This window comes from Sphingobacterium faecium (assembly GCF_003054045.1).
Classification (GTDB): Bacteria; Bacteroidota; Bacteroidia; order Sphingobacteriales; family Sphingobacteriaceae; genus Sphingobacterium; species Sphingobacterium faecium.
Genome location: NZ_QBKH01000004.1, coordinates 243,855 through 255,741, shown reverse-complemented (window position 1 = coordinate 255,741; position 11,887 = coordinate 243,855). Strand labels below are relative to the sequence as shown.

Annotated in this window: 12 protein-coding genes; 10 read left to right on the top strand and 2 right to left on the bottom strand. The window is 35.6% G+C overall.

Annotated features, from left to right (window positions below; all coding sequences use genetic code 11):
• The first annotated feature begins 90 nt into the window (after nt 1-90).
• The 4 genes from C8N37_RS12780 to C8N37_RS12765 all read left to right on the top strand — a co-directional run bounded on the left by C8N37_RS12780 (nt 91) and on the right by C8N37_RS12765 (nt 4,235).
• On the top strand, nt 91-411 hold the full coding sequence (locus tag C8N37_RS12780; protein WP_108159248.1) for a hypothetical protein: 321 nt from the start codon (nt 91-93) through the stop codon (nt 409-411).
• 412 nt (nt 412-823) lie between these two features.
• A complete protein-coding gene (gene dnaG / locus C8N37_RS12775; RefSeq protein WP_108159247.1) occupies nt 824-2,818 on the top strand; it encodes a DNA primase in 1,995 nt (664 codons plus the stop codon).
• A 3-nt stretch (nt 2,819-2,821) separates the two neighbouring features.
• Nucleotides 2,822-3,184, top strand: a complete 363-nt coding sequence (locus tag C8N37_RS12770; RefSeq protein WP_108159246.1) for a YraN family protein — start codon at nt 2,822-2,824, stop codon at nt 3,182-3,184.
• A 13-nt stretch (nt 3,185-3,197) separates the two neighbouring features.
• Complete coding sequence (locus C8N37_RS12765; protein ID WP_108159479.1) at nt 3,198-4,235, top strand: glutaminyl-peptide cyclotransferase; 1,038 nt, start codon at nt 3,198-3,200, stop codon at nt 4,233-4,235.
• Between the two features lie 692 nt (nt 4,236-4,927).
• On the opposite strand, the gene def is transcribed toward C8N37_RS12765, so the two are convergent.
• Nucleotides 4,928-6,154, bottom strand: a complete 1,227-nt coding sequence (gene def / locus C8N37_RS12760; protein ID WP_108159245.1) for a peptide deformylase — start codon at nt 6,152-6,154, stop codon at nt 4,928-4,930.
• 110 nt (nt 6,155-6,264) lie between these two features.
• On the opposite strand from def, the gene ruvX reads away from it, so the two are divergent.
• From ruvX to C8N37_RS12745, 3 genes are all read left to right on the top strand, one after another.
• A complete protein-coding gene (ruvX, locus tag C8N37_RS12755; RefSeq protein ID WP_108159244.1) occupies nt 6,265-6,678 on the top strand; it encodes a Holliday junction resolvase RuvX in 414 nt (137 codons plus the stop codon).
• A 1-nt stretch (nt 6,679) separates the two neighbouring features.
• Nucleotides 6,680-7,114 carry an rRNA maturation RNase YbeY gene (gene ybeY / locus C8N37_RS12750; protein ID WP_108159243.1) on the top strand — a complete coding sequence of 145 codons (435 nt, stop codon included), beginning with the start codon at nt 6,680-6,682 and terminating at the stop codon, nt 7,112-7,114.
• Between the two features lie 65 nt (nt 7,115-7,179).
• Nucleotides 7,180-7,857, top strand: coding sequence for a DUF2490 domain-containing protein (locus C8N37_RS12745; RefSeq protein ID WP_108159242.1), 678 nt, complete (start codon nt 7,180-7,182; stop codon nt 7,855-7,857).
• A 60-nt stretch (nt 7,858-7,917) separates the two neighbouring features.
• Here the strand turns inward: C8N37_RS12745 and C8N37_RS12740 are convergent, their stop codons facing one another.
• Complete coding sequence (locus C8N37_RS12740; RefSeq protein WP_045754467.1) at nt 7,918-8,337, bottom strand: nucleoside-diphosphate kinase; 420 nt, start codon at nt 8,335-8,337, stop codon at nt 7,918-7,920.
• A gap of 149 nt (nt 8,338-8,486) precedes the next feature.
• Here C8N37_RS12740 and C8N37_RS12735 point away from each other — a divergent pair, with 149 nt between their 5' ends.
• From C8N37_RS12735 to C8N37_RS12725, 3 genes are all read left to right on the top strand, one after another.
• The gene (locus C8N37_RS12735) at nt 8,487-9,335 is read left to right on the top strand and encodes a 4-hydroxy-3-methylbut-2-enyl diphosphate reductase (protein WP_108159241.1); all 849 of its coding nucleotides are present in this window, start codon (nt 8,487-8,489) and stop codon (nt 9,333-9,335) included.
• An 82-nt stretch (nt 9,336-9,417) separates the two neighbouring features.
• The gene (gene hemH, locus C8N37_RS12730; protein ID WP_108159240.1) at nt 9,418-10,446 is read left to right on the top strand and encodes a ferrochelatase; all 1,029 of its coding nucleotides are present in this window, start codon (nt 9,418-9,420) and stop codon (nt 10,444-10,446) included.
• A 19-nt stretch (nt 10,447-10,465) separates the two neighbouring features.
• Entirely contained in the window at nt 10,466-11,740 is a 1,275-nt protein-coding gene (locus tag C8N37_RS12725; protein ID WP_108159239.1) for a metallophosphoesterase, read from the top strand.
• The last annotated feature ends 147 nt before the right edge of the window (nt 11,741-11,887 follow it).

Sequence of the window (11,887 nt, the reverse complement as noted above, 5' to 3'; positions counted from 1 at the left end):
GATTCAGAATTTATTTTTACATTTGATTGTTATTTATAATTAGTCTAAATATATATAGAGATTATCATGTTTTAATATTAAGCGAATCATATGTGTCAATCAGTTGTTCTCAGCCATAAAGGCAAATCCCATATTAGTTATTGCACAAAGTGTAAGACATTTTATATTTGGCAAGACTCTTTCCTTTTAAGTTTAGGATATTTACAATTTGAGTCATTTGTGGCAGCCACCATGCGAAGCAATGTAAAAGGTAATTACTTTAGTTTTCCTGATGGTGATATGCGGGTTTTGATTGATACACCATGTCCAGAAATAGTTTTTGTTTTTAATGAAACGGAATGGAATGACTTTGCAGATGCCTTATCTGAATCCACATATATGAGCGAAATTTATCAGATGATGTCTCAATAAAGATAAAAAGTCCTGTAATCCTTTTCCATTTTCTTCTTCTATTCTTTAAAAGGTGTTACAGGCACCAATAAAGTTCCATAATTTGCTAACGGCATGGTATAGCATATTATTGGGATTCTCAATCATCCAATGGTTAACATCTTGGAAGGAATAAAAAAGGGGGAATGATAAATTCTCCCTTTTTTAATTTATATGACCGTTACCGTAAAAGTATTCCAACTTGAAGACAGGATATCTCAGGACATTTCTTAATACATGTTGCTTATCGACTGTTGAAATCTGTCATACAAGTTGAGTATACGAAGTTGATATCCTTAAATTGTTGTTATAAGTTGAATTGGGTCGTAGCAGAAGTTCATGTTGTAATTGCTTATATATTTATTAAATTTACTGATTATAAAAGGATACGAAATTGATCAAACAAGAGATAATAGATAAGGTGCTGGAAGCTGCTCGTATAGAGGAGGTTGTAGGAGATTTTGTAGACTTAAAGAAGCGAGGTACATCACTTATTGGTAATTGCCCCTTTCATCATGAGAAAACACCTTCTTTCCATGTATCTGTATCTAAAGGTATTTATAAATGCTTTGGCTGTGGAGTCGGGGGAGATGCGTTAAAGTTTGTGATGGAACTGGAAAAATTCTCCTATCCAGAAGGCATCAAATATCTCGCTAATAAGTATAGCATTGAAGTAGAAGAAGTCGAGCGATCACCTGCACAATTGGCCGCTCAGGATAAAAGAGAGAGTCTATATGTATTGAGCGGTTGGGCAAGTAAGTTTTTCAAGGACGAAATGTGGACCACCGAAATGGGACAAGTCATTGGACTTCATTACTTCAAGGAACGTGGATATCGCGAAGATATCATCAAAAAATTCGAATTGGGATATTCTCCCGATAATTGGACAGCATTGGTTGATGCTGCCACAAAGGCTGGCTTCCATCCCGATTATCTGAAAGAGATCGGGCTGGCTATCGAGCGAGATGATAAGAGCTTGTATGATCGGTTTCGTGGTCGAGTGATGTTCCCGATTCATAATTTGACAGGAAGAGTAATCGGATTTGGCGGCCGGACGTTAAAGACCGATAAAAAGGTTCCTAAATATGTCAATTCTCCAGAAAGTGATATCTACCATAAATCTGATGTGCTATATGGGCTCAACTTTGCCAAAAAAGCCATCATGGAGGAGGATAATTGCTATTTGGTAGAAGGATATGCCGATGTGATCTCCACACATCAAGCAGGAGTTGAAAATGTGGTCTCTTCTTCAGGAACATCTTTGACAACAGCCCAAATTCGACTTATTGCGCGTTTTACTAAAAATGTAACCATATTATATGACGGTGATGAAGCAGGAATAAAAGCATCGCTTCGTGGTACGGACATGTTGCTAGAGGAAGGATTAAATGTTAAGATTTTACTCTTCCCCGATGGAAATGATCCAGATTCGTATGTCAAGAATTTTGGATCTTCGGCATTCAAGGCATACATAAAAGAAAATCAACAGGATTTTATCTTTTTTAAAACAAGAATTTTACTTCGTGATAGCAATAATGATCCCATTAAAAGGGCAGAGGTCATCCGAGATGTGGTAGAAAGTATTGCCCTGATTCCTGACGAAATAAAGGTTTCAGTTTTTATACGGGAGTGTAGTAACCTGTTGGATATCGAAGAGCGCATCTTGCTTTCTGAATTGAATAAGATCCGAATTTCCAAATCTAAAAAAGCGGATAAAGATTTCAGCAAGAAGACTACTCCATCTATGGGCGCAGGTGCTCCTCCTATGGACGGTCCACCGGCTGATTTTTTCATGACAGAAGAAGAAAGAGGCGGTGCGGCAGCTCTCGCGATTGAGACGCCGACACAGCAGATTACCTCGGAGATTCTTCAAGAGCGTGAAATAATACGTATTCTCATCAATTACGGGGATTATCTAGCGACGTGGGAAGGCGATGGTGATATTCCGGTGGCAGGTGTATTATTGAGTAATATTGATGATGTCAATTTTGAAGATAAAGCGGCAGCTTACATCTTAAATGTTTACCGAGAAGCGGTCGAAAAGTTTGAAATACCAGAAGCAAAGCAATTTTATTCCAATCCTGATGCAGCAGTTGCTGAACTGGCTATTAATTGTGTGGCATCAAAATACAATTTAAGCGAGAACTGGAACGATGATAAACGTAAAATCTACGTCACACAAGAATATGAACATCTAAAAACACTTGTTGTAACGGCAATTTATCGAATTAAAAAACGTAAAATCTCGCGAGAAATGGTCAAGATTCGAGAAGAACTCAAATTGGAGAAAGATGATGCCAATGTGGAAGTGCTGATATTTAAATATCAAAAACTCAAGGAAGCAGAGAAGATGTTAGGCGGTTTACTGGGGAATATTGTTGTCAAGTAACCTATGGCAAAGCACCTGGATTTTGGAAGATTAGGAGAATCATATGCAGAAAAATTCTTGCAGGATTTGGGGTGTGAAATTTTGTTAAGAAATTGGCGATGTAAGAATTTAGAAGTAGATTTGATTGTCAAGGATTCGGATACGCTAGTTTTTGTAGAAGTGAAGACCCGAAGTAAAGTCGAATATGGAGAACCATTTGAGTTTGTTGACTGGAAAAAGAAGCGAAAATTGACGAGAGCCGCTGATTATTATTTAAAGAAATATGATGTGCATGGAGAGATTCGGTTTGATATTATTTCCATTCTTATCGCAGATAAAGAAAATATACAATTAGAACATATCAAAGATGCGTTCTGGAATGAATAAAAGGTTATTTTATATGAAAAAAACAACATATATACTTTTAGGTTTAATACTAGGTTTAAGTTCCTGTAAAACGAAGAAGTCAGGTAAATTAGAATTTGCCCAGCCCGATGCAAGTAAATCCATCCAACAAGGAGATCCTATTCAATTTCAACTTAAATTTTCATCGTCTGATCTAGATTCAGTTGTCTATTATATCGACAATCAGGTTGTTGCTTCTGGAAAAGATACAGCAGCGGTGCAGGTGGATAGTAAGCAGCTGGCTTTAGGTACTCGCAGTATTTCAGCAAAAGTTTATCAAGGGACACAGATTGATAGTGCTAGTGCCTATATCAGCATTGTGCCGCCAGCTCCTAAAGAATATAGTTTCGAGATTGTGAATAAGTTTCCACATGACACCACAGCCTTTACCCAAGGTTTACAATATGAAAATGGATTTCTATATGAATCCACTGGTAGTGGAGGTGGTACAAAAACTTCGATTAGACGCGTTGATCTGAAAACGGGTAAAGTATTACAGCGAAAAGATTTTGATTCCGAAAAATATTTCGGAGAGGGGATGACCATTGTTGGAGATAAAATCGTGATGTTGACCTGGCAGAATATGGAAGGTTTCGTTCTTAATAAATCAACTTTTGAATTGGAGAAAACTTTTCCATATACCAATAGTAAAGAAGGATGGGGAATCACTTATGATGGTAAACGATTGATTAAATCAGATGGCACCAATAAGCTTTACTTTTTAGATGCACATACACAACAAGAATTAAGTTCTATTGATGTATATGATGAAAATGGTCAAGTAAATGCTTTAAATGAGTTGGAGTATATTGATGGTAAAGTATATGCGAATGTATATGAAAAGGATATTATCGCGATTATAAACCCAGAAACTGGTGTTGTAGAAGGCAGAATTAACTTAGTTGGGATCTATCAACATGCGCAGTATGATAATGAGCTGAATGGTATTGCTTATGATCATGTCGGAAAACGATTATTTGTGACAGGAAAGCTTTGGAATACCTTATTTGAAATCAAGATGATTGCTCGTTAAGCAGTCCATCATGTTAAAAAAGTAAAGGTCACCTGTTTCAATCCGGTGCTGAAAAGTACCATCACTATAAAAAAGAGCATAAAATTAGATTTTATGCTCTTTTTTTATGCCTTGATATTTGTCCTTGTTTGACGACTAAACCAGACTTCCATAAGTATAGGGTATTTGATGGTAGACTAGTTTATACCAACTCGTATTTTACTAAAGATATAAGACAGAAATCATACAGTTATCATAGAGGGTTTCTAGTGCTTTACCTATAGCAACCCTATAGTAACCCTCTATAAACGCTCTATAATAACTCAAGAATATAATCAGCAGATGTTAACCAATTACGTCGTTGTTCTAACTGTAATTCCAACGTTAATAGGGCATCATCCAAGCTTTTTTTACATCATTTTAAGCTGTTTTTTTAGAGGAGTGGATTTAGAGATTAGCTACTTTTTCTAGCCATCCTTTAGAAGCGTGAATCTATTCATAGCTTAGGTTCGAATCCTAAGCTATGGATAGATTTTTTGAGATAAGATTTCCTTTTTTTATTAATTCTTGATGGAGGAGAGATCAAGAATTGTATACCAATGATGATTATTAAAATAAAAAATACTCGAACGAATAAATTTATTTTATATAGGTGGCATTCTCAAAAGATGGTTGAAAGTTTTGAGAATAGACCGAGATATTTTCTTTTATAATTATGGACGTATCGTGTTTGGCTTTATATAAAACTCCATTTTATCACTTAAAGGTTCGAATTCTTCTTTTTCAGCTTGTTCTATACGATCAGGATATAAAATGCCATATAGGTGATCTACTTCGTGCTGAAAAATAACGGCGGTAAATCCTTCAATATTTTCTTCTATTATTTTCCCATCTTTATTGATGTGCTGTAATCGGATGGTGTAGCTTCTTAATACTTCCTCTCTGCGATCAGGTATGGATAGGCAACCTTCTACTCCTTTTCTAGTAAATTTTGATCTCCAGATAATTTTAGGGTTGATATAACTTTCAAATGGTTCTCCTTCCTTGTCAAATCTTTGTACCACGATCAAGTTTTTATTGATTCCTATTTGAGGAGCAGCAATGCCAACGCCTGCATGTGCCGGATCCTGAACGGTAATCAACATTCTTTTCTCTAAAGTTGGTATCGATGGATCGTTGTATTTAAGATCAGAAGATGTTGTTGTTAATATGCTTAGATCTTTTTGATCTGTGATTTGTAATATTCTGAATTTATCAGTTTGTGAACCCTGATTGATGATCACCAAATCTTCTTGACTAAAATTTTGTCCTGCTTGAATATCTACAGGCCTCTCGTTTTTTTGTTTATGAAATGCTTTTTCTCCAGCCATGATCTTGGTCTCTAAAATGTTTTCTTGTGGTGGTACAGGGCAACGATAACCGTTACTATATGCGCAATAGGGATTGTATGCAGCATTAAAATCAATTGTTGCTTTACCTCCTATAATATCTGTTGTTGCTAAATCAATATAACGTCCACCACTATAGCTTTCTTGACCATTTGTTAAATCTAAAAATGGAAGGAAAAGATGGTTTTTGTACTGAGGATTTTGAAATAGTGCAGCACTTTGATAAACGGTCAATTGATAGGGCTTATTATTCAAGGTGAAATTTAAGATAGCATATCGTTTATAAGGATTGCTGGTGCCATCATATGTGGGCATCTTGAAGGTTTCTTCGCCCAATAATAACGTGACATCTGCAGTAACGCGATAAGCTTTGTCAACTGGAAAATAATCTAAAAACTGGACTTGATCTGCTGGCAGTGGGCCAAATTTTGATTTTGATAAGCTCAGTGCTTTCTCTTGTCGATCTTGAACAATACGTGTTTGATAATCTTGTGCATTTGCTTTGATACTTGAAGTAATTAAGAAAAGCCCAATTAATATGGTGTATTTCATTCCTTTTAATTTAAAGTCTAGCAAAGTTATAGGTTTTTTTAATCAATCGGGAATCTATTTACTGCAAGAGAAGTTGTATTTTTGTCAAAATATTCAAAAAGGACGTCAGTATGAGATTAATGGCTTTTGATTATGGGACAAAACGTATCGGTATAGCGGTGACAGATCCCATGCAGATAATTGCAACAGCGTTGACTACGGTGCATCCGGACGAAGTTTGGAAATTTTTAGAAGATTATCTTCGTATCGAAGTCGTAGAAAAATTTGTTGTTGGTAAGCCGCTTCAAATGGATGGAACGGATTCAGAATCTGCGATCCATGTTTTAGGTTTTGTGCGTCGATTAAAGAAAACTTATCCTACAATTGAGATCGCTGAGGTGGATGAGCGATTTACTTCAAAAATGGCTTCGGCAGTCATTGCTCAAAGTGGCAAGAAAAAAAATAAAAGACAAGAAAAAGGTATTGTAGATACGATTTCAGCAACCCTCATCTTGCAAACATATATGGAAACTAAAGCATTTTAATATGGCATTAAAAGACATTCTGTTCTTTACAGAAGATATTGATTTTAAATTAAAAGAAAAGGCTAAAATCCGTCAATGGATAATGGATACGATCAAAGCTGAGGGATTTAAACGCGTAGGTGAATTAAGCTTTATTTTATGCTCCGATGCTTACCTTTTAGAAATCAATAAGCAATATCTGAATCATGATACTTTTACTGATGTCGTTACTTTCGATTCCTCAGAGGATGAAGATGTCATCGCTGGGGATATATTTATCAGTGTAGAACGGATTGCTGAAAATGCCGATAAATTCAAAGTAGATAGTAGGGATGAATTGCATCGGGTGATTATGCACGGCGTGTTACATTTATGCGGATACTATGATAAAAAACCGGAGGACAAAACGCTCATGACTTCCAAAGAGAATGAATATCTAGCGAAAAGGGATTTTTAAAAAACAATAGGATATTGTTACATAAAAATATTCCTTATTCTAATCCATATTTTTATTTTAGAATAATGAATATCTACTTAACTTCCATCTTATTATTTCTTATTAGCTTCTTCTGTACTAAGACTTATAGTCAACAAGCCCCACAAGGTTGGTTTATTTATTTTGGAAATACTAAAATCAATAAATCAAAATTTTCAATTCATCATGAATTGCAGTTACGGGACCATCAAGTTTTTGGAGATCATAATCAAACCTTATTAAGGCTGGGGCTTCAATACGAGGTCTTACCTTGGTTGAGCATCACAAATGGTTATGGTTATATTCATTCGGAATCAAGAGGCGAACCCAATAATCCGTTTCGAGAAAATAGAATCTATCAAGAGGCCTTGGCTAAACAAACTGCTGGAAGGTTCATTTTGAGACATCGACTCAGGTTGGAGGAAAGATTTATTGAAGACCAGGATTTTCGTGGCAGAGGAAGATATGTCTTTTTTGCAGACTTACCTTTAACAACGCTGAAAATGCAAAAAAATACGATTTACGCTTCCTTTTATAATGAAGTTTTTATCAATCTTTTTCAGGATGACCATATAAAAACATTTGATAGAAATCGCTTGTATGTTGGTGCTGGTTATAAAATAAGAAATAATTTAGGTATGCAGTTAGGCTATATGAGACAGCATGTGGGATCCTCCAAAGGGACGAATCATATTTTATTATCCTTGCATCATCAGATCAACTAGGTTCATAAAAAAAGGCTTTCAACATCATGTTGAAAGCCTTTTTTTATGAATAGTGCTGGACTAAAATCTTTCAAATTGTGAAAAGAAGAAAGCACCTTCGATCTGTGCATTCTCATCTGAATCAGATCCATGAACTGCATTTGCATCGATAGATTTTGCATATTTGTTACGGATTGTACCTTCTGCAGCATCAGCTGGGTTAGTAGCACCGATCAATGTACGGAAGTCTTCAACAGCATTGTCTTTTTCTAAGATTGCAGCAACGATAGGACCAGAAGTCATAAAGTTTACTAATTCTCCATAGAAAGGACGCTCTTTGTGTACTGCATAAAATGCTCCAGCTGTTTCTGTAGACAATTGAATATATTTCATTGCTACGATTTTGAAACCACCTGCAATAATATCATTCAAAATTGCGCCGATGTGACCATTTGCAACTGCATCTGGTTTGATCATCGTAAAAGTTCTGTTAGTTGCCATTAATGTTATTTTTTTTGCAAAAGTAATGATTTATCGTCAATAACTGAAAGATAAGCGTGTTATATTATTATTATGGATCAATTCTTGTTATTTTTCTTTGATAAAAGTATTTTCTTGGAGTATCAAGAAATGCGTAACTTTGTACTATTATGGCATTAAATCTAACAGTTGATATTGATAAAGATTCGGGATTTTGTTTTGGTGTTGTCTATGCGATAGATATGGCCGAAGAAATTCTGGAGGAAGATGGTTATTTATACTGTCTAGGTGATATTGTACATAATGACGAGGAAGTTGCTAGACTAAAAGCTAAGGGTTTACGGATCATTGGCCATGATGTATTACCAACCTTAAAACAGGAGAAAGTACTTATTCGCGCACATGGAGAAGCTCCTGAAACGTATAAGATCGCTCTAGAAAATAACATTACCCTCATTGATGCATCTTGTCCTGTAGTGCTTAAACTGCAAAATAGAATTAAAACTTCTTTTGACCAGGAAGAGAAGATTTTGATTTTTGGAAAGCATGGACATGCTGAAGTAGTTGGTCTGCAAGGACAGACTAATAATGAAGCATTGGTCTTTCAAGATATCGCCGAATTGGATGATGCAGACTTGCCCGCTTCTTTTACGCTTTATAGTCAGACAACAAAAAGTGTTGATAAATTTTATCAGATCAAGGATGAATTGATCAAAAGAGGATATGAAGTGAAAGCGAATGATACCATTTGTCGTCAAGTATCTAATCGCTATGAGGATCTGGTACATTTCGCCAAAAAGTATGATAAGATCATTTTTGTCTCGGGTAAGAAATCTTCTAATGGTAAAGTACTTTTTGAGGTATGTCTAAAGGAAAATTCCAACACTTATTTTGTTTCGGAAGTAGGAGAGATTAATACTCAAGTATTTCAAGAAAACGATCGCGTCGGTATATGCGGAGCAACATCAACACCGATGTGGCTGATGCAAGAGGTCAAATCTTTTTTAGAAGCATTGTAACCTTGTAAATCTCAAGTCATAAATATTTCATTTTGTCATAGATAATCCTATCTACCATGTAATTTGTTTACTTTTGTTTACAATGAGTAAGAAAGCTACCAAAGGAATTTTATTAGTTCAGCTGGGGACTCCAGATAGTCCTGAAACATCAGATGTTAGAAGATATTTAACTGAATTTTTAATGGATGGGAGAGTTATTGATATTCCTTATATCAGTAGGACTCTTTTAGTCAAGGGGATTATTGCTCCAACGCGCGCCCCAAAATCAGCCAAGATATACAAAACTATTTGGGATAAGGAAACGGGTTCTCCGTTGATGCATTACAGTATCATTCAACGTGATTTATTGCAAGAATCATTAGGTGAGGATTACCATGTTGAGCTTGCTATGCGTTATCAGAATCCATCTATTGAGAATGCTTTGAAAAATCTGGAGGGTATGATGTTAGATTCTATACGCGTTATACCTTTGTTTCCACAATATGCATCGGCAACGAGTGGTTCTGTTATCGACCGTGTAATGGAATTGATCCGTAAATGGAATTATTTACCAAGTATGAGTTTTGTCAGTAGTTACTGTCAAGAGCCATTGATGATTGAGACATTCGCAGATCACGCTAGACAGCATAATATTGCTCATTTTGATCATATTGTTTTTAGTTATCACGGGCTTCCTGTGCGTCAATTGGGTAAAGTAGACCCTACTAAGCAGTTAGTTTGTCCGGAAGATGGTTGCGATTCTTGTAAAAATACGGTCAATTCTTTCTGTTATTTGTCACAATGTCATGCAACTACGCGCGCGATCGCACAGGAACTGGGCTTGCAAAAAGATCAATATAGCATCTGTTTTCAATCCAGATTAGGCAAAGAACCTTGGATTCAACCTTATACATCTACATTATTGGAGCAATTAGCAGAGCAGGGTAAGAAAAAACTTTTAGTGTTTAGTCCTGCATTTGTAGCTGATTGTATTGAAACGATTGACGAGATTGGCGTGGAATATGCTAATGAATTTAAACATTTAGGAGGTGAGGAGGTTCAACTTGTTGAAAGTCTAAACGGTGACCCTAAATGGATTGCAGCATTAAAGCGTATCGCTTTGGATGCTTAATATAAATTCATAAACAATGATGTTAATAATTAATGTATTTGTACTTCTAATATTAGATTTTTATATCTTTTTTGCATTAAAGGCGACCAAAATTAAGTTTGCAAAAACTAAAACTTTTGCAATACTTTGGTGGAGCTATTCAATTCTACTGTCATTAGGAGTGATTATATCCTTTAAGTTTAATATCCCGTTAACGGTAAGATCGATTTTTTTAGTTGCATTTTTTCTGACTGCAGCGTCTAAATTTTTCTTTTTCTTTGTGCTTATTCTTGATGATATCCGAAGGGGAGGGTTGTGGTTAACGAGATTGGTAATTCCCAAAAAAACGGTTAAACAAGCGGTCAATGTATTGGAAATGCCAGTAGCAGAAGAACCTGTTAAAGGAATAACACGTTCAGATTTTTTAACAAAAGCAGGAATTCTTGTTGGTGCTTCACCATTAGTACCTTTAAGCTGGGGAATTATTTCTGGAGCTTATGATTATCGGGTTCGTCGTCAAAAGTTATATTTACCAAACTTACCTGCAGCCTTTCATGGTATGACTATTGGTCAAATTTCAGATGTGCATTCGGGTTCATTTTACAATAGAAAAGCCGTTAATGGCGGAGTTGATTTATTATTGAATGAAAAACCGGATACTATTTTCTTTACCGGTGATTTGGTCAATAATGTTGCTTCGGAGATGCGGGATTATCAGGATATTTTTTCAAGAGTAAAAGCTGATTTAGGAGTTTTTTCGAGTTTAGGAAATCATGATTATGGCGATTACTATTTTGGGAAAGAAGATTCAGCCGCTAAGAGAAAGAATCTTCAAGATTTGATACAGACCCATAAAGTAATGGGTTGGGATCTTTTGAATGATGAAAATCGGATCTTAAAAGTTAATAATGAGGAATTAGCGATTATCGGCGTTCAGAATTGGGGTACTGGAAGATTTCCAAAACATGGAGATTTGAAAAAAGCCTTATTAGGAACTGAAGAGCAAGCCGTTAAATTACTTCTTTCCCATGATCCTTCACATTGGCGTGCTCAGGTACTCGATACAGATGTGGATGTCATGTTTGCAGGACATACGCACGGTATGCAATTTGGTGTCCGTTTAAAAAACGTACAATGGAGTCCAGCTAAATATGTCTATAAAGAATGGGCTGGATTGTATAAAGAGAAAGAAAACAAACAACTTTATGTCAATGTGGGCTATGGATTTTTAGGATATCCTGGTCGAGTCGGTATTTTACCTGAAATCACTATTTTTGAACTCATAAAAGGGAATGATCCAAAAGGAATAGTTTAGATAGAGTCTTTTATTGCTATAATGGCTTAAGGGAATTATCAAAATTATTCGACTATATACTAAGTCATCTTATTGGGAATAAAAAAAATAAGCACTCCATCGAGTGCTTATTTTTTTTATTCCCATTCTGTTTAACAGTCTAATTAC